The following is a 26396-nucleotide window of genomic DNA, read 5'->3' as shown; positions in this document are numbered from 1 at the left end:
GAGCATCCTGAACAAGAGTGGAAACGCCGCGCTAGGCGACGCGCGTACCGCTGGCCGACACCCCGCCGTCCACGGGCAGCACGGCGCCCGTGATGAACGAGGCTTCGTCGGAAGCCAGCCACAACACCGGCGCCGCGATCTCGGCCGGCTCGCCCCAGCGGGCGATGGGCGCGGGCACGAAGCCGCGGTCCTTCAGTTCGGATTCGGACAGGCCGCGCGCGGCGGCGCGGCCCAGCGTGAATCCGGTCAGCACCGACCCCGGACACACGGCATTGGCACGTACGCCATGCCGCGCTTCCTCGATGGCCAGCACCCGGGTCGCCGCCACCATCGCCGCCTTGGTGGCGTCGTACTGGCCCATGCCGGCCCGGCCGCAGATGCCGAAGGTGGAGGCGACGTTGACCACCGCGCCGCGCCCCGACCGGCGCAGCCAGGGCAGGGCGAGCGCGGTGACCAGGCTGGCGCCGACCACGTTGACCGACAGGATGCGCTGCCACGAGGCGGCATCGGCGTCGGCCAGGCGGTGGTATTCGCGCGTGGCGGCGTTGTTGACCAGGATGTCGAGCGCATCGCCGCCCGCGCGGATGGCGTCGCCCAATCGCGCCACCCGGGCTTCGTCGGCGATGTCGCAGGTGGCGGCGACGATGCGCTCGCTGCCCAGGCGCGCCACGGCCGCCGCCAGCGCCTCGGCGTCGCGATCCACCAGGATCACGCGCGCGCCTTCATCGGCGAACAGCGCGGCAATGGCCTGGCCGATGCCGCCCGCGCCGCCGGTAACCAGCGCGGTCCTGCCTTCGAGCCTGTGTCCCATGCGCGCTCCTAGGCGGGGTAGGCCAGCGAGCCGGCCGGGTTGTCGATGCGCTCGCCGTGCTGGGCCTGCGACACGAAGGCCGTGCGCAGCAGCCGGCGGACCTTGATCACGTCCTCGTCGGGCGCCAGCAGGTACTCGCGCGAACGGGCCTCGATCAGGTCACCCTGCGCCTCGGCGGCGAAGGCGTCCTCGGCGTTGACCAGTTCCAGCCGCGGCAGCGCCACCTCGTTGAACAGGCGCGTGGCGGCGGCGCGTTCGGCCTCGGTCCGGGCACGCCAGGACAGGAAGCGGACCACCGTCGTGTGCTGGGCATCCTGCGGGAACTGCCACAGCCGCGACGCGTAGGGCGCGGCGCCCGGCGCCGGCATGATGGGATTGGTGGTCAGACAGGGCAGGCAGAAGCGCTGGCCCTTGACGTCCACGGTGAAGTGGCCGTGGTTGATGGGCTCGCCTTCCAGGTCGACCGATACGCCGCGCACGCCGTGCGAGGTGCGGATGATCTTGATGCGGCGGTCTTCCAGCGGCACCTCGTTGCTGCCCGGCTTGCGTTCGGCGCGATGCACGGCCTGCGAATCAGTGTGCAGCACGACCGCGTGGAAGCCGTCGCTGCCGTCGATGGCCAGCAGCCAGTTGGCCTTCCAGGTGGAGGTGGGCAGCCGGAAGCAGATGAATTCGTCGGGCTTGAGCAGTTCCTCGGGAACCTGGGTCTCGAGCGGCGGCGGCGGAAAGCGGACCGGATCGCCCAGGTAGGCCCAGACATAGCCCCCCAGCTCCCGCGCCGGATACGCCGGCACGCCCAGCCGGTCGTGATGCGGAGTATGCGCGGTTTCCCACGGGATCAGCGTGCAGCGGCCTTCGCCGTTGAAACGCAGCCCGTGCATCAGGCATTGCAGTTCGCCATCCATGACGCGGCCGACCGACAGCCGGATGCTGCGATGGGGGCAGCGATCGCGCACGACATTCGGCTGGCCGTCGGCATCGCGCCAGGCGGCGAGGTTCTCGCCCAGCACCTTCAGCCCGACCGGCTTGCCGGTGGGCAGTTCTTCCGTTTGCAGGATCGGATACCAGTAGTTGCGCAGGCCGGTCGGCAAGCCTTCCGGAATCAACTGGACCAGTTCCTTGACCGCGGTGTCGCTCATTTTCATCCCCTGGGTTCTAGCATGCGAACACTATAAGAAGATGGAAATAACATGTCAAATAATGAATTCATGAATTCCATAACCTATTGTTTTATATTGAATTATAAATTTGTACACGTATAAGTGTTCATATAAGTAGGCAAACTCGGTCGACGGGTGTGGTAACGTTGCCGCCGAGGAGATTCCATGCAGCCCGAACCCGACCACGAACTGCCGGCCGACGCCGGCTCTACGCGCGACGAGCCCGATCCGCTGCTGGTCATGTACAGCATGCCGGGGCACCTGATCCGGCGCGCCAAGCAGAAGACCACGCTGGCCTTCGCGCCCATCACCCGGCGCTTCAACCTCACGCCCATCCAGTACGTCGTGCTCAAGACGATCTCGATACGGCCCGGTGTGGACCAGGCCGAACTGGGCGACATCGTGGGGCTCGATACCTCGACCACCGGACAGGTGGCCGCCCGGCTGGAACAACGCTCGTTGATCGTGCGCCGGCCCGACGGCCGGCGCCAGCGCGTGGAAGCCTCGGCCGAAGGCCTGGCGCTGCTCGAGCAGCTGGGGCCGATGCTGGAGGAAATTCAGGACGAGGTCGTCCAGCCTCTTACGGCCAAGGAAAGACAACAACTGCTGCGGCTGTTGTCCAAGATGCTGGGCGTGGCCACGCTGTACTACCGGCCCAAGCCACGCGGACGGCGGCGCGCGCCGCGCGATCCGGACGCGGCGGGCTGATTCGCCGCGATGACCCGCCAGGGGTCATCGCACCGCCTTCACTCTATCGTCACGCCGGTCCGGGCGATGATGTCCTTCCAGGCGCGCGCTTCGTCCCGCAGACGGCCGGCGAACTGCGCGGGAGAATTCGCGATCGGCAGCGTGCCTTGCTCGACGAACTTGCGCTGCACGTCCGGATCATTGACCGCCGCGCGGAAAGCGCCGGCCAGCCGCTCGACGATGGCCGGGTCGGTGCCGCGCGGCGCCGCGATGCCCCACCAGTTGGCCAGGATGACGCCCGGCGGCAGGCCGACCTCGCCCGTGGTCGGGACCTGCGGCAGGGCCGGCAGCCGCTGGTCGGCGGCCACCGCCACGGCGCGGATGCGCCCCGCCGCGACCTGCCCGGCGACGATGCCGTAGCTGGCGATCAGCAGTTGCACGTCGTTGGCGACCAGCGCCTGCACACCGGGCTGCGAGCCCTTATAGGGCACATGGACCATGCGCGCGCCCAGCTGGTCCGACAGCATCAGCGCGGACACGTGGGGCACGGTACCCGCGCCCGGCGATCCGTAGTTCAGCTTGCCCGGATGGGCCTTGGCGTAGTCGGCGAATCCGGCATAGTCGCGGGCCGGCAGCGCGCCCGCGATCGTGACCAGATAGGGCTGCTCGACCAGCAGGCTGACCGGCGTCAGCGCCGCCAGCGGATCGAAGCCCATCTTCGGGAACAGGAACTGGTTGATGACGAAGTTGTTCGTCGGCCCCATCAGCAGCGTATAGCCGTCGGGCGCGGCGTTGACCACGTCCAGCGTGCCGATGTTGCCCGCCGCGCCGGCCTTGTAGTCGACGATGACGGGCTGCCCGAGCTGCTTCTCCAGGGCCTGCTGCAGGTTGCGCAGCACCAGGTCCCCGCCGCCGCCGGGCGGATAGGGCAGGACGATCTTGACCGGCCGCTCGGGATAGGCGGAGAAGGCGGCGGCGGCGAACGACAGGCTGGCGACGGCCAGGACCAAACGGCATCCACTGCATGGCTTGCTCATAAGAACTCCCATGAATGTAAGGAAACCCCGGCCGGCTGGGGCCTAGGCCAGGTCGAAGCGCTGTCCCCGGTTCTGCTCGTCGGCGCGGCGGTAGATGTCCCACGCCACCGCCACGTCTATGCTGCCTATGCCGGTCATGAAAGCCATGACCCGATCCGTCGCGGCGGCCCGGCCCGGGGCGCGGCCGCTCACGATGTCCTGCATGCCGACGCCGCGGGCGTCGTCGATGGCCAGCCCCGGCCGGTAGCGCTCGAAGGCGCGCGCCAGGTTGTCCCGGTGGTCGCACACCACGCGGTCGGCCCGCCCATAGGTGGCGTCGTCCCACGAGCCCGTGATGTCGAGCGGGATCAGCACCGTGCCCGGCGACCACCATTCGGCCGCGATGGGATGCGTCTGGAGCTTGGGCACGGAAGACACCACGATGTCCATGTCCTGCACGGCCTGCCGGATCTCGTCCACCGGCGTCAGCGTCCACGGCCCCTGGCCCGCCATGCGCGCGCAGAAGTCCGCCCGCGAGGCGGGGCGCTGCGAAGCCACGAATACTTCCGCGATCGAGGGAAACAGCGCCGCCAGGCAGCGCAGGGACCACTCGCCCAGGCCGCCGCAGCCCACCAGGCCGACGCGGCGCGGCGCCGGGTTCGCGCAATACCTGGCCGCCAGCGCGGCGCAGGCGCCGGTGCGGGCGTAGGTGATCCACATCCCGTCCATGATGGCCACCGGCACGCCGGTAAGCGGATCGTTCAGCACGATCAGCGCGCTGGAGTCCGGCGCGCCATGCCGGGCATTGCCCGGAAAGAACGACACCCACTTCATACCCAGCGCCTGCTGGCCGCCCACCCAGGCCGGCATGGCGTGCAGGAAGCTCGACGGGCCGTGCGGGTGCAGCGCGACCTTGGCCGGCACCTCGACTTCCCCCGCCGCATCGCGGCGATAGGTGTCCTCGACGACGCGGATGACGTCGGCCAGCGGCGGCGCGCAATGCGCGACGTCGGTGGCCGACAGCAGGAGCGGGCGTATGGCGGCGGGCATGTCGGTCTCCATCGAGGCCTGCGGGTTCACAGGGAAATGGTGTGCAGCCGCCAGTCCAGGGAGCCCGAGATGATCTCGCACCCCTGCGCGCGCACGATCACGTGCTCTTCCGCGTTCAGCAGCCCTTCCTGCGTCTCGATCTTGGGTTCCGGCGTGATGCTCATGCCTTCCTGGAACACGTGCGTATCGAACGCGTTGATGTAGGGCGGCTCGTTGACCAGCCCGATGCCATGGCCGATGCGCTTGGCGGAATGGTCCGAGTAGTTGGTCCAGCCGGTCCGGGCCAGCAGCGACTGCGAATACTCGAACACCGATGCGGTCGTGACGCCGGGCCGGATCTTCTCCATCACCTGGAAGAGGATTTCCCACATGCCGTCGTGCTCGCCCTGCTGGCGCGCGCTGGGCGCGCCGAACACCGCGCGCCGCGTGATGTCCATCTTGTAGCCGTTGACGCTGCAGCCACCGTCCAGGTACAGGATGTCCCCGCGCCGGAACGCGCCGCCGGGACCCGTGGCGCCCAGCGCCACCGGCGGCCCCGAATCCAGGTCCGCGCCCAGTTCGGCGTACAGGGCCATGATGCGCTGCTGGACCGCGCGCTGCGTCACGCCCTCGTCCAAGGATTCCAGGCATTGCCCCCAGGCCCGCGATCCGATCGCGCACGCCTGCCGCAGCTGCTCGATCTCCCATTCGGACTTGATCATGCGACAGGCCCAGATCACCGGCGAGGCATCGACCCAGCGTATGCCGGGCAGCTCGCCGCGCAGGCGGTCGAGATCCGCCAGCCCCAGGCCCAGCCGGGGTTCGTTGCCCAGCTCGATGCCCAGCCGCGCGGCGTGCAGCCCGCGTTCGGCCAGGATGTCGCGCAGCCCCCAGTCGGTGGCCGGCTCGCGGTCGAACGGCACCTCGGGGTAGATACGCCGGTCGGCCACGCAGGGATTGCCCGGCCGGCGGTACAGGCGCGCGAACATGTCCGGGCCGCTCCAGTTCACCAGGGCCGGTTCGCCCTCGGCCGGCAGCACGAAGGCCGCCGGGCGGCCTGGGCTGGCCTTCTCGCCGGTGAAGTAGTAGAAGCCCACGGGATCGGTAACCACCAGCCCGTCCATGCCGGCGCGCGCCATTTCCGCCCGCGCGCGGGCCATCCTCGATTCGAATTCCTGCCGTGGCACGCTCACTGTTCGCTCCTCCTGTCGCCGCGCCGCATCCTTGGGGAAGCGGGTGGCGCGGTAGTCAAAAGCCGACGGCCGCGCCGTCCTTGCGATGGTCCGATCCCGCCACATAGCCGTCGTCGCCACGCAGGATCAACTGCGCGCCGCCGAACGCGAAAGCGGCCTGCGGCGATTCCCGCCGCACTTCGTGGCCGCGCGCGAGCAGGCCCGCCACGATGGCTTCCGGCATGCCGGCCTCGACCAGCACCTTGCGTCCCGACACCACCTGCCAGCGCGGCGCGTCGGACGCAGCCTGCGGGTTCTGGCCGTACAGCTGCGTGCGCACGGCCAGCTGCAGATGCCCTTGCGCCTGCATCGGCCCGCCCATCACGCCGAAGCTCATCGCGGGCTGGCCCGCGCGCATCGCGAAGCCGGGAATGATGGTGTGCAGCGGCAGCCGCCGCGACCCCACCAGATTGGGATGCCCGGGCCGCAGCGAGAAACCCATGCCGCGGTTCTGCAGGCTGATGCCGGTGCCGGGCACGACCACGCCCGAACCGAAGCCCTCGTAGTTGGACTGGATGAACGAGACCATCATGCCCGCCGCGTCGGCCGCGGCCAGATAGACCGTGCCGCCCTGGCGCGGCGCGCCCGCGCCGAAATCGCCGGCGCGCGCCGGATCGATCAGCGCCGCGCGCGCATCCAGGTAGTCGTCCGCCAGCAGCGACCGCGGGTCGATCTGCATCGAGGCCGGATCGCCGACGAAGGCCTCGACGTCGGCGAACGCCAGTTTCATCGCCTCGATCTGCAGATGCATGGCTTCGACGCTGTCGACCGCGTGCCGCCGCGGGTCGTGGCGCGCCAGGATGCCCAGCGCGATCAGCGTGGCGATGCCCTGCGTATTGGGCGGAATCTCGTGCACGTCGACGTCGCCGATGCGCTGCGACAGCGTGCCGCACCAGTGCGCTTCGTGCGCCGCCAGGTCGTCCCGCGTCATCGCGCCGCCGTGGCGCGCGGCATGCGCGACCAGGGCCTCGGCCAGTGCGCCCCGGTAGAAGGCCTCGCCGCCCGTGGCGGCGATGGCCTCCAGCGTGCCGGCCAACGGCGCGTTGCGGAAGATCTCGCCGGCGGCCGGCGCGCGCCCGCCAGGCAGGAAGGCTTCGGCGAAACCCGGCTGGTCGGCATAGTTGGGCGCGATGCGATGCCACAGCGCGGCGATCAGCGGACTGACCGCGAACCCCCGCCGCGCATAGTCCACCGCCGGCTCGAACAGGCGCTCGAAAGGCAGCGCGCCGAAGCGCCGGCTCAGCGCCGCCCATGACGACACCACGCCCGGCACCGTGACGCTGTCCCAGCCGCGGCGCGGCATGGTCTGGCCCCCGGCGAAGCGCGCCGCCTCCCAGGCGGCCGGCGCGCGGCCGCTGGCATTGAGCCCATGCAGGTTCGCGCCGTCCCAGACCACCGCGAAGGCATCGCTGCCCACGCCGTTGGCGGTGGGCTCGACCACCGTGGAAGCGATGGCCGCCGCCACCGCCGCATCGACGGCGTTGCCGCCTTGCAGCAGCATGCGCAGCCCGGCCTGCGCCGCCAGCGGCTGCGAGGCGCACACCACGTTGCGCGCCAGCACCGGCGAACGCTGCGACGGATAAGGCAATGCGTAGTCGAGATCCATGGCGCTCAGGCCGGCACGCCGGCCACCGGGGTCACCCAGTGCGCGTAGCGTTCGTCGCGTCCACGCACGGCATCGAAATACAGCGACTGCAGCCGCCGCGTCACCGGTCCCGGCACGCCCTGGCCGATGGGCCGGTCGTCCAGCGCCACCACCGGCGTGACCTCGGCGCCGGTGCCGACGAAGAAGGCCTCGTCGGCGATGTACATGGCGTCGCGGGTGAAGAACTCCTCGCGCACTACCAGGCCCGCGCCGCGCGCCAGCTGGATGATGGAGTCGCGGGTGATGCCGTCCAGGATGTAGGTCAGCGGCGGCGTGATCAGTTGCCCGTCGCGCACGATGAAGACGTTCTCCACCGAGCCCTCGGCCACGTGCCCCTGGGCATCCAGCAGCAGCGCCTCGTCGTAGCCGCCGCGCAGCGCGTCGGTGCGCGCCATCTGGAACAGCATGTAGTTGCCGCAGGCCTTGGCCTTGGACATGTTCGAATTGATGTGATGCCGCGTATAGGACGAGGTCTTGACGCGCGTGCCCTGCTCCAGCTTGCCCTGGCCCAGGTATTCGCCCCAGAACCAGACCGCGATGCCCACGCTGACCTTGCAGCCCGTGTAGTTCAGCCCCATGCCGCCGTAGCCGATGTAGGCCACCGGCCGCAGATAGCACTTCGCATGGCCGCTGGCCGCGACGGTTTCGCGGCAGGCCTCGACGATGGTGTCCCGGGTGTAGGGAATGTCCAGCCCGATGATCTTGGCCGACTTGAACAGCCGGTCGATGTGGGCGTCGAGCCGGAATATGGAGGTTCCCTGCTCGCCGTCATAGGCGCGTATGCCTTCGAAGACCCCGAATCCATACTGGAAACTGTTGCTGACGAAATGGACGGACGCATCCGCCCAATCGACCAGCTTGCCATCGATCCAGATGGGTGAACCCTGCTCTTCCATGACCGCCTCCTTCCAGGAAAGGCCGACCGCAAGAACTGCTTGATGGGATTGCCGCTTACTTGATGGGGGAAATCTTCAGGTTGCGCAGCATGCGCTGCAGCGTGGTGCGCAGGATCTCCAGGTCCGCCGGCGGCACGTCGTGCACCGACCACTCGTACTGCGCCGACACCGCGGGCAGCATCGCATCGAGCAGGTCGCGCCCCGCCTGGGTGATGGAGATGATGACCGCGCGGCCGTCGTCGTCGTCCTGTTCGACCGTGACCAGTTCCTGCGCCTCCATCCGGCCGATGGTGCGGCTGAGCGTGGACGACTCGACCAGCGTCAGCTCGATCAGGTCGCGCATCCGGGCATGGTCGCGGCGGGTAAGGGCGATCAGCACCCGGTACACGCTGGCGGTCTGGTTGAAGGGGCGCAGCGCCTCGGTCAGGCTGATGGCCAGCCGTTCGGACACCTGGCGCAGCAGGTAGGCCGTCTTCTTTTCGCTGCGCTGGTCCGAGAAGGCATCCGGCTCGTCATCGACCGGATCGACCGGCTTGCGGCGGGAGGAACGCGTCGAGCTGGAGGCCATGGCGGAGGAACCGTGATGGTTGCGATGGGCCTATTTACTCACAAATAAACTTGCATATGCAAGTTCTTTTACAAGTATTTTTTTGGATGTGTTTGCATATAAATGATGAAAGAGGAGTGAACTCGGTCCGCGTATCAGGGCCGCCTTACAGGGAAATCCGCTCAGGGGCTGGACGATTGAAGGGATTGATTGAACGTCGGGACAGTACGGTTCTTCGCTCAGGGCTTACCGCCACGCTCGATGAAGGCATCCGCACCGACATGGAACCGCTCGACCAGGGCTGCAATCTGCCGGGTGTTGAACATCCTGCGGCCTGCCAGGATTTCGGAAATCACACTCTGGCTTCCCACCTCGGGCAGGTCGGACTGGGTCAGCCCATGCTGGTCCATCAGAAAGCGCAGCACATCCCGAGGGGATGAGGCCGGAATGGCATGGTGGTCGGCCTCATATTCATGCACCGCTGCGGTCAGCAGGTCCAGCAAGTCAGCCAGCGGGTGCGTCACATCTTCCCGTGCAGGGGTATCGCGGGTTTGATCCAGAATCGCTTCAATCAGCGCCAGGGCACGGTCGTAGTCCGCCTCGTTGCGGATCGCACCCACGCCGGCCACGGCGCGGAACTCGCCATAGCTGCGGGCCACCTTGGCCAGGTCGGGGATCACGGCTTCCATGAGTCGTACTCCTTGTGCGTAAAAACGTGCTTGATGAAGACAGTTTGCGATCGGAACACCACGTCCGCAACGATGCGGTACTTGTTGCCGCCTACGTCGAAGACTACATAGCCACCCACCCAGTCCACCGTGTTGAACACCGTCTTCAATGCAGAGAAATCGGTTGCTTGAGCGTGTTCCAGCGTGGTGTGCCAATGAAGCAGCGCATTGGTGGATGCTGGGTGGACGACCCAGAATTCACGCAATGACCGCTTGGAGATGATGTGCATGGAATAGATTATCGCAAAAGTAAATAAAAATAGCAAAATGCAATACAACCGTAGCTGAATCCGGACGTACACGCACGACGTGTTGCCATCCACGACTAGCTAGCGCACCAAGCGCCCCATCCTCACCCCCAACGCCCCCAGTGCCGTCGCCGTGGCCAGCCCCACCACGCCCAGCCAGCCCGCGTGCGCCCACACCAGGCTGCCCAGCCCCGCGCCAGCGGCCATGCCGATGAACATTCCGGCCACCAGCAGGGCGTTCAGCCGGCTACGCGCCGCGGGCTCCAGGCCGTAGACCTGGGTCTGGCTGGCCACCAGCGAAGCCTGCACGCCGAAGTCGAAGCCGATGGCGCTGGCGACCAGCAGGGCGAGCTGCGCCTGTGCCGGCAACACCTCGGTCAGCGCCAGGCTGGCGAACGAGACCGCGGCGATGATGGTGGCGATGCGGGCCACGCCGTCGGAACCACGGCGGTCGGCCAGCCGGCCGGCGAAGGGCGCGGCCAGGGCGCCCGCCGCGCCGGCCAGGCCGAAGGCGCCGGCCGCCGTGCTGCCCAGGTGGAAGCGGTCGTGCAGCATCACGGCCAGCGTGCACCAGAAGGCGCTGAAGCCCACCGCCAACAGGCCTTGCGCGTAGACCGCGCGGCGCAGCGCGCCATGGCGGCGCCACAATTGCGCCATGGAAGCCAGCAGCGCGCCATATCCCAGCTGCGCGGTGGGCGCGAAGCGCGGCAAGCCGCGCGCCGCCACCACGCCCACGCCGGCGACGGACACCGCGGCCACCAGGAACATGGCGCGCCAGTTCCAGTATTCCGCCACGAAGCCGCTGACCACGCGCGACAGCAGGATGCCCAGCAGCAGGCCGGTCATGACGGTGCCCACGGCCTTGCCGCGCTGCGCATCGGGCGCCAGCGTCGCGGCCGCCGGCACGATGTCCTGGGCCAGCGTGGCCGCCAGCCCCACTGCCAGGCTGGCGGCCAGCAGCCAGCCCACGCCCGGCGCCAGGCCGCTCAGCAACAGGGCCAGCGCCAGCACCGCCGACTTGCCGACGATGATGCGGCGCCGGTCGTAGCGGTCGCCCAGCGGCGCCAGCAGCAGGATCCCCGCCGCGTAGCCCAGCTGGGTCAAGGTGGGCACCAGCCCCACGGTGCCTTCGCCGGCCCCCAGGTCCTGGCTCAGCAGCCCCAGCATGGGCTGGCTGTAGTAGATGGAAGCCACGCTCAGCCCCGCCCCGGTAGCCAGCAGGCCGACCAGCGAGGTGGTCAGCCGCGCGGCGGGTGCGGCAGGTAGGGACGCACCATGCGCGATTTGTATGGATGACATGCTCGTAAACCCGGAATCGTTCGATAGGACGGGATTCTGCATGGCCGCGGTTACGTCGTGTAGCCCCTGAGGACGCAGATTCGTTATACGCTTGACGCATGAAAACCAGCGTGTCCCCTTCCATCGACCGCATCGAACTGATGCAGACCTTCGTCCGCATCGTCGAAGCCGGAAGCCTGTCCGCCGCCGCCGTGCAACTGGGCACCACCCAGCCCACGGTCAGCCGCAGGCTGCAGACGCTGGAACGCCTGTTGGGGCTGCGCCTGCTGCAGCGCTCCACCCACGGCATGACGCTGACCAGCGACGGCGAACGCTGCTATGCCCACGCGAAGGAACTGGGCGCGACCTGGGACGCCATGGAGGCCGACCTGCGCGGCGCCCACGACGAGCCGCGCGGCACGCTGCGCGTGCTGGTGCCGCATGCCTTCGGCCAGGACCAGATGGTGGCGCCGCTGACCGACTACCTGCGGCGCTATCCCGAAGCCTCGGTCGAATGGCTGCTGCAGGACCGCCACGCCGACTTCATCGCCGAAGGGCTGGACTGCGCGATCCAGGTGGGCGCGGTGAACGACCCCGATGTCGTCGCCATCCTGCTGGCCGAAGTGCCCCGCATCGTCGTGGCCGCGCCATCCCTGCTGCCGAACGGTACGCCGCCGGACGAGGTCAAGGCCCTGGAGACATTGCCCTGGGTGGCGCTGAACATGTATTACCGCGACGAGGTGGTGCTGACGCGCGGCGCCGACGGCATCGGGCACCGCTTCCCCATCCGCCCGCGCATGAGCACCGACAGCCTGTACGCGCTGCGCGCCGCCATGCTGGACGGCGTGGGCGCCGGCATCACGTCGGCCTGGGTGGTGGCCGACGACCTGCGCCAGGGCCGGCTGCGCCACGTCGCGCCCCAATGGCGCGCCGCGTCGCTGCCGCTCTACCTGATCTATCCGTACGCCCGCTACTACCCGGCCAAGCTGCGCGCCTTCATCGACATGATGCGCGCCGCCATGCCGACCATGGCGGGCGTGGCCCCGGCGCTCACTCGACGGTGATGTTCGCCGCCTTGATCAGCTTCCCGTACTTGGCGCTTTCGGCGCGGACATAGTCCGCGAACGCCTGGGGCGGCGACCCCTTGCCGACGAACGCCTGTTCGCTCAGCGTCTGCTTGACCCGCGGCGAGTCGATGGCCTTGCGCACGGCGTCGTGCAGTCTGGCCACCACGTCGGCGGGCAGGCCCGCCGGCCCCCACAGGCCGTACCAGGACACCATCTCGAATCCCTGCAATCCCGATTCGGCCACCGTGGGCACGTCGGGCAGCGCGGGCAGGCGCTGGGCGCTGGTGACGGCCAGCGCCTTGGTGCGGCCGGCCTTGACCGGCGGCAGCGACGACGGCACGGCATCGATGACGGCGCTGATGTGGCCGCCCATGAGATCGGTCAGCGCAGGCCCGGTGCCCTTGTACAGCACGACGGGGATGTCGGCCTTGGCCTCGTAGCTGATGGCGGCCTCGGCCAGGTGGCTGGCCGAACCGGCGGCGGAGGCGCCGAAGAAGTATTTGCCGGGCGCCTGGTGCGCCAGCGCGATGAACGACTTGAGGTCTTTCGCCGGCACGCCGGGGTTGGCGGTAACCAGCAGCGGCACCTCGCCCAGGTTGGTGATGGGCGTGAAGTCCTTGTGGATGTCGTAGGGCAGGGACTTGAGCAGCCACGGGCCGGCCGCGAAGGTCGAGGCATTGACCAGCAGGGTGTAGCCGTCGGCCGGCGCGCGCGCCACCGCTTCGCTGCCTATGGATCCGCTGGCGCCGGCGCGGTTCTCGACCACGAAGGTCTGGCCCAGCTGGTGGCCCAGGCTGTCGGCGAACACGCGCGCCACCGCGTCCACCGTGCCGCCCGGCGGATAGGGCACGATGACGCGGACGGGCCGCTGGGGATAGGCCTGCGCGCTGGCGGCCAGCGTGGCGGCGCAGGCCAGCAGGCCCGCGAGATATCGGATGAAAGGCTTCATGTCGGTCTCCTTTGTCGTTGTGATGGGCGGGGGGGCTAGGGTTGTCGGCGCTCGAAGATCCTGAGCGTGTCGTCGACCAGGTCGCGGTCGACGTCGCGGGTGATGAAGACGATGCGGGTGCGGTGGTCGTCGTCGGGCCAGGCGGGCAGGAAGGAATGGGGATGGAACACGTGCTGGACCCCGTGTATGACCACCGGCCGGCCCGGGTGCTCGATGACGTTGACGATGCCCTTGACGCGCAGCAGGTCGGGGCCGCGCAGCGTGGCCAGCATGGCCAGCCAGCGCTGCACGCCGGCCCATGACACGGGTTCGTCGCGGGTCACCACGTACGACCGGATGCGGTCGCCGTGGCGGGTGCGGTCGTGGTCGTGATGGTGTCCGTGGTCATGGCCGTGGGCGGGATGTCCGTGCGCATCGCCGTGTGCATCGTGCGCCTCGGCTTGCAGCCAGCGCCGCACGTCGCGCTGGCGGCCGTCCGGCGCCGCCAGCCAGTCGCCGTCGTCACGGCCGGCGCGCACCGCATCGGCGCCCGGATTGATCTCCCGCAGCCGGCGCAGCAGGGCCTCGGACTGGCCGGCGGACGCGAGGTCGGTCTTGGTCAGCACCAGCAGGTCGGCCACCGCCGCCTGCTTCACCGCCTCTTCCTGCCGGTCCAGCGTATCGATGCCGTTGCAGGCATCGACGGTCGTGGCCACGTGGTCCAGCCGGTAGCGGCGCGCCACCGCGGGCTCGCCCATCAGCGTGTGCAGGATGGGAGCGGGATCGGCCAGCCCGGTGGTCTCGATCACCACGCGCCGCAGCGGCGCGGCCTGGTCCGCCAGCCGCCGGTCCAGCCGCTCGAAGGCCTCGACCAGGTCGCCGCGGATGGTGCAGCAGATGCAGCCGTTGGCCAGCAGCACCATGTCCTCGGCGCTCTGTTCCAGCAGATGGTGGTCCAGCCCGACCTCGCCGAACTCGTTGATGATGACCGCCGTGTCGCGCAGGGCGGGCCGCGCCAGCAGGCGGTTCAGCAGGGTGGTCTTGCCGCTGCCCAGGAAGCCGGTCAGCACCGTGACCGGGATGCGGTCGTCCGTCTCTATCATGGCAAGGCTCCGAAACGCGCGCCGCCGTGCAGGCGGGCGAAAGAACTCAGGGTGCGATCCAGCCGGCCCAGCAGCCATGCCGCGCCGGCCTGCGGAACACCCCCGTCGGGATCGGCCAGCGCCGACAGCACGGCTGCCATGCCTCCTTCCTGTCCGGCCGGGGCATGGCATTGCAGCAGCGCGTGGGCCTCGGCCTCGCCCAGCCGCCCGGCATCGTCGCGCAGGTAGTCCAGGATGTCGCGCTCGAAATCCTGCAACCGCAGCGTCACGCCGCCCATGCCGCACGCGCAGGCGCCGCCCATGGACACGTGCTGCAGCGCCAGGTCGTTCCACAGGCGCAGCAGCGCGGCGGCGCGGGCGGCGGCATCAGGCGGCACGGCGGCCCCGCAGCGCCTGGGTGGCGGCATGGTCCACCGCGCCTTCGGCGGTCATCGCCACGCCGTAGACGTCGCGCGCCGCCTGGGCGCTGACATAGCCCTCGCGCACGTCCTCGGCCACCGTCTCGGGGTCGCGTCCGCGCGGATCGCCGAAACCGCCGCCGCCGCCCGACAGCATCTTGTAGGCATCGCCGCGCTCCAGCCGCACGTTGAAGATCTTGGCGTTGGGCATGCCGTCGTCCCATTCGCCCTTGCGGCGGATGGCGATGCCGTTGCCCGCGGCCTCGTGGCCCCCCTCCAGACCCCAGGGCTTGCAGTGCATGCGGTCGATGCGCGTGGTCACGGCGAAGGGGGACAGCGCCTGCACCACCATCTCGGCGCCCAGTCCGCCGCGATAGGTGCCGGCGCCGCCGCTGTCGGCGCGGATGGCATAGCGCTCGACCAGGACCGGATACTTGGCCTCGAGCTGCTCGGTGGGACTGTTGTGGGTGTCGCCGTCGTTGATGCACACCGTGACCGACACGCCGTCCTCGCGCGATTTCGCGCCCCAGCCTCCGCCCAGCGGGCCGATGCCCACGATGAACAGGCGGCCGTCCTCGGGCGAGATGCCGTGGATGTTGGGGAACACCAGGTCGGCATGGTGGCCGGCGATGGCGCGGTCGGGTATGGCCGGCGCCAGCGCCTTGAAGATGGTGTCGATGACGGTCATGGGGAAGGTCATCCAGACCCGCATCGGGAACGGGCGCTCGGCGCTGATGACGGTACCCATGGGCATGACCACCTTCAACGGCCGGAAGCTGCCGTCGTTGACCGGATAGTCGGTGGGCGTGGTCAGGCACTTGAAGGCCACCTGCGCGCACGCGATGCCGGTGGTGAAGCCGGAGTTGTAGAAGCCGCGCACCTGCCGGCTCACGTCCGACAGGTCGATGGTCATCTCGTCGCCCTGCTTGATCACCTTGACCCGGATGGGAATGCGCCGCCCCACGTCCACGCCGTCGTCGTCCATGTAGGACTCGGCCTCGTAGACGCCGTCGGGAATGCTGAGCGTGTTCTGCCGCGCCACCGCTTCCGACTGGTCCATGATCTGCGCGATCGAGCCGTGCACGGCATCGGCGCCGTAGCGCTGGACCAGTTCCAGGAAGCGCCGCTCGCCGGTGGTGATGGCGGTGATCTGCGCGCGCAGGTCGCCCAGCGCGCGCTCGGGCAGGCGCACGTTCATCGCGATGATGTCGACCAGGTCCTGGTTGACCACGCCGGCGCGGCGGTACTTGACGATGGGGATCTGTATCCCTTCCGAGAAGATGTCGGTCGTGACCTGGCCCAGCGTGCCGCCCACGTCCAGCCAGTGCGCCATGCAGCAGGTGAAGGCGACGATGCGGCCCTCGTGGAACACCGGCATGGTGAAGGTGAAGTGATTCAGGTGGCTGCCGGTGACGTAGGCGTCGTTGGTGACCAGGATGTCGCCGGGATGGATGTTCTCCATTCCGAAGTGGCGGATCTTGGCCTTGACGGTCTCGGACATCCCGCGGATGAACATGGGCAGGCCCAGGCCGATCGACACCGTGTCGCCCTCGGGCGTGAACAGGCCCACGGTGAAGTCCAGCGCCTCGTAGATGATGAGGTTGTAGGCGGTCCTCGTCAGGTTGGTCTTCATTTCCTCCGTCACGGCCAGCAGGCCGTTGCGGATGATCTCCACCGTGACCGGATCGACGGTGTGCTGGTTCGTTTCTCGCGCGTTCATCAACGTTCGCTCCCGATGGCCACGTGCAGGTTGCCGCAGTCGTCCACGGTCAGTTCGTCGCCCGGCTGGACGACGGTCGTGGAGGCATGTTCTTCGATCAGGGCTGGCCCCGGAATGCGGTTGCCGGCCAGCAGGGCGTCGCGGCGGTACACCGGCGTCGGCACCTGGCCGTGCGAACGGAAGTACACCGGCTTGGTGGCGCGCAGCGCGCCTTCGGGCGGCGTCTGGCCGCCGGCCCGCACAGCATGGCGCGGCGGCTTGCGCATCACGCCCAGCACGGTCACGCGCAGGCTGACGATGTCGGCCGGTTCGGCCGGCGCGCTGGTGCCGTAGCGGATGGCGTGGACGTCGTCGAAATGGCGCTTGATCGCGTCGCGGTCCTGGCGCTCGAAATACACGCGCGGCAGGTCCACCGTGACCGCATGTTCCTGGCCGACGTAGCGCATGTCGGCCGAACGCTCGATAACGATCTCGTCCGGCCGCACCGCCGAGGCCGCGACCGCCGCACGCCCTTCCGTCTCCATCGATGCGTACAGCGACTCGATCTCGTCGAACGACAGGTCGTCCAGGTGGCGGAACACCGAACGCACGTAGTCGTAGCGCAGGTCGCTGAACAGCATGCCGTAGGCCGAGAAATAGCCCGGCGCATAGGGAATGAGCACGCGGCGGATGCCGAGTTCGCGCGCGATGGCCGAGGCGTGCAGCGGCCCGGCGCCGCCGTAGACCACCATGGTGAAGCTGCCGGCGTCCAGGCCGCGCTCGGTGGTGACCGCCTTGACCGCGTGCGACATCGCCGTCACCGCGATGCGCAGGATGCCGTCCGCGGCCTCGACCGTTTCCAGCCCCAGCGGCGCGGCGATGCGTTCGTGCATGGCGGCGCGCGCGCCCTCCAGGTCCAGCGGCATCTCGCCGCCCAGGAAGTGTCCGGCGTCCAGGCGGCCCAGTACCAGGTTGGCGTCGGTCACCGTGGGTTCGGTGCCGCCCCGGCCGTAGCAGACCGGGCCCGGCATAGAGCCGGCGCTCCGCGGCCCCACCCGCAGCGCATTGCCCAGCTCGACGCGCGCGATGCTGCCGCCGCCGGTACCCACTTCGAAGATGTCCATCATGGGGATCTGGATGGGCAGCGCCTTCTCGTAGCCGCCGATCAGCGCGCTGCCGGTGGTGAGCGGGCGCCCTTCGCTGATCACGCCGGCCTTGGCCGTGGTGCCGCCCATGTCGAAGGCGATGGCGTCGGGCAGGCCGAGCTGCGCGCAGATCGCCTGGGCGCCGATGACGCCCGCGGCGGGACCCGACTCCAGCATGCGGACGCATTCGCGGCGCGCATGTTCCAGCGGGAACAGACCGCCGGTGGACTGGACCGCGTAGAAGTCGCCGCCGAAGCCGCGCTCGCCCAGGTGCGTCTCGAGCTGGCCCAGGTAGGCCGACACGCGCGGCCCCACGTAGGCATTGGCGACGGCGGTCGACACGCGTTCGAACTCGCGGTATTCCTGCGACAGTTCATGCGAGGCGGTCACGAAGGCGTGCGGCAGTTCCTCGAGCAGGATCTCCTTCACGCGCTTCTCGTGGTCGGGCTTGCGATAGGAATGCAGCAGCAGCACCGCGGCCGCCTCCACGCCCTGCGCCTTCAATTCCCGCGCCACCTCGCGCACCCGTGCCTCGTCCAGGGGCTTGTGGACGCTGCCGTCCGCGCGCAGCCGCTCCTGGACTTCGTAGCGCAGCGAACGCTTGACCAGTGGCGTGTGCTTGGAGAAGAAAAGGTTGTAGGCATCGGGGCGGTTGACGCGGCCGATCTCGTAGATGTCGCGGAATCCCTCGGTGATCAGCAGCGCCGTCTTCGCGCCGTTTCGTTCGAGCAGCGTGTTGATGGCGATGGTCGAGCCATGCAGGAAAAGGTAGCCGTTGCGCAGGTCGATGCCGGCGCCGTCCAGCGTGTGCTGGATGCCTTCGACCAGCCGGCCGTGCGTGGACAGGGCCTTGCCGAAATGCAGCGTGCCGGTGCCTTCGTCGAAGGCAGCCATGTCGGTGAACGTCCCGCCGATATCCACGGCGATGCGCAGGGGCGCCGCTGCGGGCGCCAGATGGGGTGCGGTCATGGTTGTGGGCGCAGTGCGCGCGATGTCGTGACGGCTGGCAGTGTAGGAAGCACGCAGATATCTTCCTAGACTGCGGCCAGAGATTTCAGACATGCCAAAATAGAGATGTCTTAACGAACCTGCCAACCCATGAACCAGGCCGACCTGAAACTGTTCGTCGAAGTGGCCGAAAGCGGCAGCTTCACCAAGGTGGCGGCCGCGCGCATGACCGTGCAGTCGCACGTCAGCCGCCAGATCGGCAACCTGGAACGCGAGTGCGGCGGCAGGCTGTTCCGCCGCACGGGCCGCGGCGTGGTCCTGACCGAACTGGGCGAGCACATCATCGCCCGCGTGCGGACCTGGCTGGCCGACACCGACCAGTTGTTCCGCGAGATCCGCTCGACGTCCCCGGTGCCCATGGGCGAAGTCCGCCTGGGCATCCTGCCGTCGGCCGCCCATCCGCTCCTGACCACGCTGTTCGGCCGCGTACGCCAGCAGTACCCCCTGATCCGCCTGAACGTGCGCGAGGGGCAGGGCGGCGAACTCGACGCGCTGCTGGACGCGGGCCTGGTCGACATGGCCGTCCTGTTCCGCTTCCACAAACCGGCCAGCGCCGAGGAACGGCTGCTGGCCACCGGCCACACCTACCTCGTGGCGCGTCCCGGCGACCCCCTCACACGGGCGCCTTCCATCGACTTCGCGCGCCTGCAGGACCTGCCCCTGGTGCTGCCCCGGCGGCCCGCCCACTGGCGCGCGATCCTGGACGAGACCGCCCGCAGCAAGGGCTTCGCGCTGCAAGCGGCGATCGAGGCGGATTCGCTGACCGCGCAGAAGGAACTGGCCGCCACCCAGTCGGTGTATGCCGTCCTGGGGCCCTATTCGATCATGCATGAACTGCGCCAGGGATCATTGCAGGCCACCCGCCTCGTCAATCCGGACCTGCGCCGCTACGTCACGCTGGCCCTGCCGAAGTCGGGCGTGATGACGCCCGCCTGCCAGGCCGTTTCAACCATGTTGCAGGACATCGTCGAACAATGGGGCGGCGACCTCAGCCCACCGAAGGAAGCGGCGGCGATCGGATACACTGCCCGGCACCGTGGCGCCAGGTCCGGCGCCAGCCGCGGCACAAACCCGAGGTCCGCATGAGCAAGAGCACCGACAAGCCGCATCCCGACCGGCGCCAACTCCAGCAGATCATTTCGGGGCTGACGGAAGGCATCGTCCTGCTCGATCCGGACGGCGCCATCATCTGGGCGAACGCAACGGCGCTGGCCATCCACGACGCGAAGAACCTGGCCGCCCTGGGCCGCACGGCCGAGGACTATGTCGCCGCATACACCCTGAAGTACCGCAACAACCACACGCTCGCGCCGGCCCAGTATCCGATCATGCGGGTGCTGGCGGGCGAGCGCTTCAGCGACGTGGTGGTCGAGGCGACCCGGCCCGGCGACGAGTCTTTCCGGCGCATGCTCCAGGTGCGCGGCCTCGTGCTGACCGGCGCATCGGAAGAACCCCAGTCGCTCGTGCTCGTGATCCAGGACGTGACCGAGCGCTTCAGCGCCGAGGAACGCTTCGAGCGCACCTTCAATACGAACCCCGCGCCCGCCATCATCTGCAGCCTGGCCGACCTGCGCTACGTCAAGGTCAACCAGGGTTTCCTGGACATGACGGGCTATGCCCGCGACGAGGTGCTGGGCCGCTCCACCTACGAACTGGACGTCCTTAACGAGGCCGCGCGCCGCGACGAAGCGATACGGCTGCTGGAGGAAGGCCGCACGATTCCGCAGATGGAAGCCTCGCTGCGCCTGAAGGACGGCGGCACCAAGCTCGTCATCGTGGCCGGCCAGCCGCTGGACGTGTGCGAAGACACCTGCATGCTCTTCACCTTCATGGACCTGGAGCCGCGCCGCCGGGCCGAGGACGCGCTGCGCCAGACCGAGGAACGCTTCTCGAAGGCCTTCATGCTGGCACCCGTGCCGATGGCCGTCTGTCACCGCGGCGACTTCGCGCTGATGGCGGTGAACGAAGCCTTCATCGCCGCCACCGGCCACGAGGCGCCGGACATCCTGGCCAAGACGCCGGCCGACCTGCACCTGTGGGCCGACGCCGCCGTCCATCGCAAACTGAAGGACGACCTGGACGCCACCGGCAGCGTGCGCAACGCCGAGGTCGCCCTGCGCACGCGCGGCGGCGACGTGCTGGACTGCCTGCTGTCGGCCGAGACCGCCACCATCAACGGCCAGGCCTGCGTGCTCGTGGCGATCCAGGACATCACCGATCGCAAGCGCGGTGAAGAGGAACTGGTCGCGGCCATCGACACCGTCATGCAGGACGCCTCCTGGTTCAGCCGTACCGTCATCGAGAAGCTGGCCCAGATCCGGCGTCCGCAGGACGCCCTGGCCGGCACCCTGGCGCTGTCGGAACTGACGCCGCGCGAACACGAAGTGCTGGGACGGATGTGCCAGGGCGAGAACAACGAGCAGATCGCGGCGGCGATGCGGGTATCGCCCAATACGGTGCGCAACCACATCGCGATGCTGTACAGCAAGATCGGCGTGCACCGCCGCAGCGACGCCATCGTCTGGGCGCGCCAGCGCGGCGTGACCGGATACGAGGTGCCGGCCAAGGGCGCCGGACGCACACGTGGGCGCTAGAAGCGCGGCCCGTGGGACAGAAAGACTACCGCCCCTGGTACATGCTCATCTAGCCGCGGTCCCGGCTCGACGCTAAAGTCTGTCCCACCCCCAGTCCGGCAACGGACTGCACCCTTACCATCGATGAGGAGTTCGCATGGACAAAGATCGCATCAAGGGCGCAGCCAAGGAAGTCAAGGGCACCGTCAAGGAAACCGCGGGCAAGCTGACGGGCGACCGGTCCACCGAAGCCAAGGGCAAGGTGGAGAAGACCGTGGGAACCGTGCAGCGCCGTATCGGCGAAGCCAAGGACAAGCTGCGTGACGAGCTGAACGAGAAGTAACGCAGCGGCGGCCCGCGGGCCGCCGCCCCATCCCGGTACACCAGCAACATCCATGTCCCCACCCGACGACGCCAGCACCCTCCACGAACTTCGGCTACGCGAACTGCACCATCGCATGCGCAACGGCCTGCATCTGCTCTCGAGCGCCTTGCAGGTCCAGGCGCGGCGTTCCGGCAACGAGGACGTGCGCCGGGAATTCGGCGTCGCGGTCAGCCGCATCGAAAGCCTGGTACGGCTGCACGATCATGCGTACCGGCAGGAACCCGGCGTGGTGCCCGACGCGTCTGCGTATCTGGCCGACCTGGCGCAGCATCTGCAATCGGCGCTGATCGACCCTCGCTCGAACCGCCTCGTGGCCATCACGTCCAGCGACGAGTTGCCGCTGGACAGCGACGCCGCGATGTCGCTCGGCTCGGTCCTGATCGAGCTGGCGACCAATGCCGTCAAGTACAGCGCCGGCAACGTCCATCTCGACGTGGAGTACGGGCCGGGCCTGGTCACGGTTACCGTCGAGGACGAAGGCGTGGGCTTTCCGCCCGAGTTCGAGCTGCCGGCCGATGCCGGCTTCGGGCTGCGGCTGGTCGGGCGCATCTGCGAACAGCACGGGGGCACGCTGGCCATCGACCGGTCGGTGGCCTTCGGACGCATCATCGCGGTCATCGGACTGGGGCGCTAAGGCTCCAGCCGCCAGCGCGGATCCCGCTCGAAGCACGCCGACACGAAGTCGACGAACTCGCGTATCTTCAGCGACGAATGGCGCGGCCGCGGGTGGATCACGTACAGCGTGCGCGACGCCGGCGTCCAGCCGGGCAGCACCGGTACCAGCCGCCCTTCGTCCAGGGCCCGGGCGATCATGAAGGTCGGCAGCATGGCCAGGCCCGAGCCGCCCAGCAGCGCATCCTTGAGCACCTGGCTGTTGTTGCTGCGCAGGCTGCCGCCCACGTGCACCATGCGCTCGGTCCGTCCGTCGGAAAAATGCCATTCGTCCGGGGCCGGACCGCGATCGTAGACCAGGCAGTCGTGGCGCTTCAGGTCCTGCGGCGCGGCGGGCGCCTCGCGTCCCGACAGATAGCCGGGCGATGCCGCCACGGTGCGCGTCATGCGGGCGATGGCGCGGGTGGCGTGCGTGGGATGGTTGACGTATTTCTGGTTGCTGCCCAGGGCCAGCGCGACGTCGTAGCCTTCGTCGTCCAGGTCGACGAAGCGGTCGTTCAGCGTCATCTCGACCTTGACGGCGGGGAACTGCCGCAGGAACTCCCCCATCATGACCCCGAAGCCCGCGTAGTCCAGCGACACCGGCGCGCGGACCTTCAGCATGCCGCGCGGCATGGTCTGCATGGACGCGGCCGACCGCTCGACCTCCTCCAGGTCGTCCAGCAGCCGCGCGCATTGCGCGTAGTAGCTGCGGCCCGCCTCGGTCACGTTCAGGCGGCGCGTGGTGCGGGCCACCAGCGAGGTGCCCAGGTGCAGCTCCAGCCACGTCAGGTACTTGCTGACCGATCCCACCGACATGCCCAGCTGGCGCGCGGCCTGCGTGAAGCTTTCGTGCTCGACGACCTTGCGGAACACCGACATCGCCACGAAGCGGTCCATATTTTTTCCGGATTGGAAAACAATTTTTTGATCTGACGATGTTTATCGCCGATGGGGAAAATGTCAACATGGCTTCCCTACGCAGTCGCGCGCGTCCTGCCTCCGCCCACCCGGCGGCCCACGGCCTGATGGCCCGGGCCCCGGGGATCTCCGCCATCACATCCGAGGGGACACATGAGCCGCACGCTGATCAGGAACGCTTCCATCCTTTCCATGGACCCCGCCGTGGGCGACTTCGCCCAGGCCGACATCCTCATCGACGGCGACCGGATCGCCGCCATCGGCCCCGGCCTGAACACGGCCGCCGACGAGATCGTGGACGGCACGCACCGCATCGTCATGCCGGGCATGGTCAACGCCCACATCCACACCTGGGAATTCCAGCTGCGCGGCATCGGCGCCGACTGGGTCGGCAGCCGCGACTACCATGCCAACCTGCACAAGAAGCTGGCCACCTACTACACCGCGCGCGACGTCTACCTGGGCAACCTGCTGGGCGCGCTGAACCAGTTGCGCAACGGCACCACCACCATCGTCGACTGGTGCCACATCCTGCGCGACGCCGAGATGACCGACGCCGCCATCGACGCCCTGGAGGAATCGGGCATACGCGCCGTGTTCGCGCGCGGCACGGTCAAGCCGCCCGAGCGCGAAGGCGCCGTTCCCTACTACAAGCAGTCTTTCCCGCGCGACGAGATCCACCGCCTGCGCACGGGCCGGCTGGCCACCGACGACGGGCTGGTCACGCTGGCCATGGCCATCCTGGGCCCCGACTGGGGCGAGTACGACGTGGCCGCCCACGACATCCGCCTGGCGCGCGAGTACGGCCTGTTCAATTCCGCCCACACCTATGGCCGCAAGGGCAAGCGTGTGGTCGAGGACGGCTATCCGCGCCTGGCCCGCGAGGGCCTGCTGGGTCCCGACCACAACATCGGCCACGGCAACTGTTTCGACGACGACGAATTGAAGATCGTGCTGGACGCCGGCTGTACCATCACGGCCACCAACCTGACCGAGATGCTGAACTACGAAAAGCCCGCCATGCTGGGACGGCTGGTCAAGCACGGCGCCACGCCCTCGCTGGGAACCGACTGCGATCCCTACTTCAACAGTTCCATGCTGTGGGTCATGCGCCATGCCTTCCTGCACCAGCGCGAACTGGACAACCGCAGCCTGTTCGCCGAAGGCAACTGGCCGGCCAAGACCCAGCACTCCACCCAGACGCGCGATGCCATCCACTGGGCCACGCTGGGCGGGGCCAAGGCCTTCGGCCTGGACGGCAAGACCGGCTCGCTGGCGCCGGGCAAGCAGGCCGACCTGATCATGATCGACACGCGCGGCATGAATATCTTCCCCGCCAACGCCGGCGGCGATCCCGCGCACATCGTCGTCATGTACGCGGAAACCTCGGACATCGAGAACGTCATGGTCGCGGGCCGCTTCGTCAAGCGCGACGGCCGCCTCGCCTTCGACGCCGGCCGCCTCGCCCGCCTGACGGACGAACTGCTGGCGTCCCGCCTGCGCCTCTTCCAGGACGGCTCGTTCAAGAGCGTGCCGGTCGAGCGCGGACCCCAACCCGGGAGGTTCCTGGTATGACACGCCGCCGATTCATCCGCGAGCTGGCCACGCTGGCCGGCGCCACCGCCACCCTTCCAGGCGCCCGCGCGCTGGCCCAGGAAGCCTGGCCCGCCAAACCCATCCGCCTGGTCCACGGCTTCACCGCCGGCGGGGCGGTGGATATCCAGGCCCGCCTGCTGGCGCAGCAACTGACCGAACACCTGGGCCAGACCGCCTACGTCGAAGGCAAGCCCGGTGCCGGCGGCACGCTGGGCGCGAACCTCGTGGCCAAGGCCGCGCCCGACGGCTACACGCTGTTCTTCATGGCCTCGGGCCATTCGGCGGCGCCGGGACTGTACAAGTCGCTGCCCTTCGATCCGGCCGGCGATTTCACGCTGGCGTCCATGGTCACCCGCAGTCCCTTCGTGATCCTGGCTGGCCCCGCCGCCAAGTCCGCCTCCGTGCGGGACCTGGTGGCCGAAGCCCGGGCCAGGCCGCGCGGCGTCGACTTCGGCACCGGCGGCATCGGCACCGGCATGCACCTGGCCGCGGTGCTGTTCCAGTCGCGCCTGGGCGTGCAGATGACCCACGTGCCGTACAAGGGCGGCAACGCGCCCATGATGGCACTGATGGGCGGCGAGGTGCCTTACATCTTCACGTCCCTGGCCGGCAACGCGGTCAGCCAGATCCAGGCCGGCGCGGTCCGGGCGCTGGCCGTCACGTCCATCGACCGCTATCCCGGCCTGCCCGAGGTGCCCACGGTGGCCGAGACGGTGCTGCCCGGCTTCGATGTCAGCGCATGGTACGCCCTGGCCGGTCCGCGCGGCCTGCCGCCGGCGGTCGTGCGCCGGTTGAACGAGACGGTGGCGCAGGCGCTGTCGGACGCCGGGATGCTGGCGGCGCTGAAGAAACAGGCGGCCTCGCCCTGGCCTACGACGGCCGCGCAGGCCCAGTCCTTCGTGGCCGAGGACATCCAGCGCTGGACCCAGGTCATACGCAGCGAGAACATCGCGCCGGAGACCTGACCCCGCCCGCCGCGCGGGGCTAGCGGGACTCCGCGGCCCCGGCGGTGCCCGCCTGTTCGCGCCACGCGGCTTCGGTCAGCGGGCGCATTTCCACCAGATGGTCCTGCAAGGCGTACCAGCCGCCGCCCTGCATGCGGCCCACCAGGTCCAGCGCCGGGGTATCGATGTAGTGGCGCCCGGCATCCAGCACCGCGCCGTCGCGCACGTGCATGGCCACCGGCCGGCCCACCACCAGCCAGCGGTGGTCGTCGATGGGCAGCACATGCTGCGTCACGCATTCGAACGCCACCGGGGCGGCGGCGATGCGCGGCGGATCCACCTTGATCGAGGGCGCCGTCTCCAGCCCCGCCATCTCCAGCTCGTCCACCTCGGGGCCGAAGTCGATGGCGGTAACGTTCATCTGCGCCATCAGTTCGCGCGAGACCAGGTTGACCACGAACTCGCCGCCGTCGCGCAGGTTGACGCCGGTGTCCTTGGGCTTGCCCTGGCGCGACCCGACGCCGATCGCGATCACCGGAGGATCGCCCGACATCAGGCCGAAGAAGGAGAATGGCGCGGCGTTCAGGCCGCCGCCGTTGTCGCGCGTCACGACCCAGGCGATCGGCCGCGGGACGATGGTGGCCGTCATCAGTTTGTAGATGCTGCGCCGGTCGATGGCTGCAAGATCGAAGTACATGCCG

Annotated in this window: 25 protein-coding genes and 1 pseudogene; 8 read left to right on the top strand and 18 right to left on the bottom strand. The window is 68.9% G+C overall.

Features of this window, described 5'->3' with window-relative positions; all coding sequences use genetic code 11:
* Positions 1–31: 31 nt before the first annotated feature.
* Entirely contained in the window at positions 32–811 is a 780-nt protein-coding gene (locus EGT29_RS28185) for an SDR family NAD(P)-dependent oxidoreductase (RefSeq protein ID WP_124692114.1), read from the bottom strand.
* Between the two features lie 8 nt (positions 812–819).
* Entirely contained in the window at positions 820–1950 is a 1131-nt protein-coding gene (locus tag EGT29_RS28180) for a Rieske 2Fe-2S domain-containing protein (protein ID WP_161568022.1), read from the bottom strand.
* A gap of 186 nt (positions 1951–2136) precedes the next feature.
* On the opposite strand from EGT29_RS28180, the gene EGT29_RS28175 reads away from it, so the two are divergent.
* Positions 2137–2679: a MarR family winged helix-turn-helix transcriptional regulator gene (locus EGT29_RS28175; protein WP_124692112.1), complete on the top strand. Its 543-nt coding sequence runs from the start codon at positions 2137–2139 to the stop codon at positions 2677–2679.
* A 38-nt stretch (positions 2680–2717) separates the two neighbouring features.
* On the opposite strand, the gene EGT29_RS28170 is transcribed toward EGT29_RS28175, so the two are convergent.
* The 9 genes from EGT29_RS28170 to EGT29_RS28130 form a co-directional block, all read right to left on the bottom strand.
* Positions 2718–3668 (bottom strand): tripartite tricarboxylate transporter substrate binding protein, encoded by a 951-nt coding sequence (locus EGT29_RS28170; RefSeq protein ID WP_238160238.1) that lies wholly within the window; start codon positions 3666–3668, stop codon positions 2718–2720.
* A 69-nt stretch (positions 3669–3737) separates the two neighbouring features.
* Entirely contained in the window at positions 3738–4724 is a 987-nt protein-coding gene (locus tag EGT29_RS28165) for an ornithine cyclodeaminase family protein (RefSeq protein WP_161568021.1), read from the bottom strand.
* A gap of 26 nt (positions 4725–4750) precedes the next feature.
* Complete coding sequence (locus EGT29_RS28160) at positions 4751–5896, bottom strand: Xaa-Pro peptidase family protein (RefSeq protein ID WP_161568020.1); 1146 nt, start codon at positions 5894–5896, stop codon at positions 4751–4753.
* A 55-nt stretch (positions 5897–5951) separates the two neighbouring features.
* The gene (locus EGT29_RS28155; RefSeq protein WP_124692108.1) at positions 5952–7541 is read right to left on the bottom strand and encodes a gamma-glutamyltransferase family protein; all 1590 of its coding nucleotides are present in this window, start codon (positions 7539–7541) and stop codon (positions 5952–5954) included.
* A 5-nt stretch (positions 7542–7546) separates the two neighbouring features.
* Positions 7547–8476 carry a branched-chain amino acid transaminase gene (locus tag EGT29_RS28150; RefSeq protein WP_124692107.1) on the bottom strand — a complete coding sequence of 310 codons (930 nt, stop codon included), beginning with the start codon at positions 8474–8476 and terminating at the stop codon, positions 7547–7549.
* A gap of 55 nt (positions 8477–8531) precedes the next feature.
* The gene (locus EGT29_RS28145; protein ID WP_124692106.1) at positions 8532–9044 is read right to left on the bottom strand and encodes a MarR family winged helix-turn-helix transcriptional regulator; all 513 of its coding nucleotides are present in this window, start codon (positions 9042–9044) and stop codon (positions 8532–8534) included.
* 218 nt (positions 9045–9262) lie between these two features.
* Positions 9263–9712 (bottom strand): type II toxin-antitoxin system HigA family antitoxin, encoded by a 450-nt coding sequence (locus tag EGT29_RS28140; RefSeq protein WP_124692105.1) that lies wholly within the window; start codon positions 9710–9712, stop codon positions 9263–9265.
* The gene (locus EGT29_RS28135; RefSeq protein WP_124692104.1) at positions 9700–9981 is read right to left on the bottom strand and encodes a type II toxin-antitoxin system HigB family toxin; all 282 of its coding nucleotides are present in this window, start codon (positions 9979–9981) and stop codon (positions 9700–9702) included. Before EGT29_RS28135 ends, EGT29_RS28140 begins: the two co-directional genes overlap by 13 nt.
* A 99-nt stretch (positions 9982–10080) precedes the next feature.
* The gene (locus EGT29_RS28130) at positions 10081–11298 is read right to left on the bottom strand and encodes an MFS transporter (RefSeq protein WP_124692103.1); all 1218 of its coding nucleotides are present in this window, start codon (positions 11296–11298) and stop codon (positions 10081–10083) included.
* A 98-nt stretch (positions 11299–11396) separates the two neighbouring features.
* Here EGT29_RS28130 and EGT29_RS28125 point away from each other — a divergent pair, with 98 nt between their 5' ends.
* Positions 11397–12341: a LysR family transcriptional regulator gene (locus tag EGT29_RS28125; protein ID WP_124692102.1), complete on the top strand. Its 945-nt coding sequence runs from the start codon at positions 11397–11399 to the stop codon at positions 12339–12341.
* Here EGT29_RS28125 and EGT29_RS28120 read toward each other — a convergent pair.
* The 5 genes and pseudogenes from EGT29_RS28120 to EGT29_RS28100 form a co-directional block, all read right to left on the bottom strand.
* Positions 12328–13293 (bottom strand): tripartite tricarboxylate transporter substrate binding protein, encoded by a 966-nt coding sequence (locus EGT29_RS28120; RefSeq protein WP_124692101.1) that lies wholly within the window; start codon positions 13291–13293, stop codon positions 12328–12330. The genes EGT29_RS28125 and EGT29_RS28120 overlap by 14 nt on opposite strands.
* A gap of 35 nt (positions 13294–13328) precedes the next feature.
* Entirely contained in the window at positions 13329–14375 is a 1047-nt protein-coding gene (locus EGT29_RS28115; protein WP_124692100.1) for a GTP-binding protein, read from the bottom strand.
* Complete coding sequence (locus EGT29_RS28110) at positions 14372–14692, bottom strand: hypothetical protein (RefSeq protein WP_370283081.1); 321 nt, start codon at positions 14690–14692, stop codon at positions 14372–14374. The genes EGT29_RS28115 and EGT29_RS28110 overlap by 4 nt, the downstream gene beginning before the upstream one ends.
* 24 nt (positions 14693–14716) lie before the next feature.
* A pseudogene (locus tag EGT29_RS28105) lies at positions 14717–16493 on the bottom strand (hydantoinase B/oxoprolinase family protein); the annotation flags it as partial.
* Positions 16493–18586 (bottom strand): hydantoinase/oxoprolinase family protein, encoded by a 2094-nt coding sequence (locus tag EGT29_RS28100; RefSeq protein WP_124692098.1) that lies wholly within the window; start codon positions 18584–18586, stop codon positions 16493–16495. The gene EGT29_RS28100 and the pseudogene EGT29_RS28105, both read right to left, overlap by 1 nt.
* Positions 18587–18715: 129 nt before the next feature.
* Here EGT29_RS28100 and EGT29_RS28095 point away from each other — a divergent pair, with 129 nt between their 5' ends.
* The 4 genes from EGT29_RS28095 (at position 18716) to EGT29_RS28080 (ending at position 22217) form a co-directional block, all read left to right on the top strand.
* A complete protein-coding gene (locus tag EGT29_RS28095; protein ID WP_124692097.1) occupies positions 18716–19711 on the top strand; it encodes a LysR family transcriptional regulator in 996 nt (331 codons plus the stop codon).
* Positions 19708–21219, top strand: coding sequence for a helix-turn-helix transcriptional regulator (locus tag EGT29_RS28090; RefSeq protein WP_124692096.1), 1512 nt, complete (start codon positions 19708–19710; stop codon positions 21217–21219). The genes EGT29_RS28095 and EGT29_RS28090 overlap by 4 nt, the downstream gene beginning before the upstream one ends.
* Before the next feature lie 136 nt (positions 21220–21355).
* The gene (locus EGT29_RS28085) at positions 21356–21541 is read left to right on the top strand and encodes a CsbD family protein (protein ID WP_124692095.1); all 186 of its coding nucleotides are present in this window, start codon (positions 21356–21358) and stop codon (positions 21539–21541) included.
* Positions 21542–21593: 52 nt separating this feature from the next.
* Positions 21594–22217, top strand: coding sequence for a sensor histidine kinase (locus tag EGT29_RS28080; protein ID WP_124692094.1), 624 nt, complete (start codon positions 21594–21596; stop codon positions 22215–22217).
* On the opposite strand, the gene EGT29_RS28075 is transcribed toward EGT29_RS28080, so the two are convergent.
* Complete coding sequence (locus EGT29_RS28075) at positions 22214–23134, bottom strand: LysR family transcriptional regulator (protein ID WP_124692093.1); 921 nt, start codon at positions 23132–23134, stop codon at positions 22214–22216. The two genes, EGT29_RS28080 and EGT29_RS28075, sit on opposite strands and share 4 nt — an antisense overlap.
* A 174-nt stretch (positions 23135–23308) precedes the next feature.
* Between EGT29_RS28075 and EGT29_RS28070 the strand changes: the two genes are divergently transcribed.
* Together EGT29_RS28070 and EGT29_RS28065 are read left to right on the top strand one after the other, a co-directional pair.
* On the top strand, positions 23309–24730 hold the full coding sequence (locus tag EGT29_RS28070; RefSeq protein ID WP_124692092.1) for an amidohydrolase family protein: 1422 nt from the start codon (positions 23309–23311) through the stop codon (positions 24728–24730).
* Positions 24727–25716, top strand: coding sequence for a tripartite tricarboxylate transporter substrate binding protein (locus EGT29_RS28065; RefSeq protein ID WP_124692091.1), 990 nt, complete (start codon positions 24727–24729; stop codon positions 25714–25716). The genes EGT29_RS28070 and EGT29_RS28065 overlap by 4 nt, the downstream gene beginning before the upstream one ends.
* Positions 25717–25735: 19 nt before the next feature.
* Here EGT29_RS28065 and EGT29_RS28060 read toward each other — a convergent pair whose 3' ends face one another.
* Positions 25736–26392: a flavin reductase family protein gene (locus EGT29_RS28060; RefSeq protein WP_124692090.1), complete on the bottom strand. Its 657-nt coding sequence runs from the start codon at positions 26390–26392 to the stop codon at positions 25736–25738.
* Positions 26393–26396 lie beyond the last annotated feature (4 nt).

The organism is Pigmentiphaga sp. H8, from assembly GCF_003854895.1.
Taxonomy (GTDB): domain Bacteria; phylum Pseudomonadota; class Gammaproteobacteria; order Burkholderiales; family Burkholderiaceae_B; genus Pigmentiphaga.
This window is presented reverse-complemented; position numbering and strand designations above follow the sequence as displayed.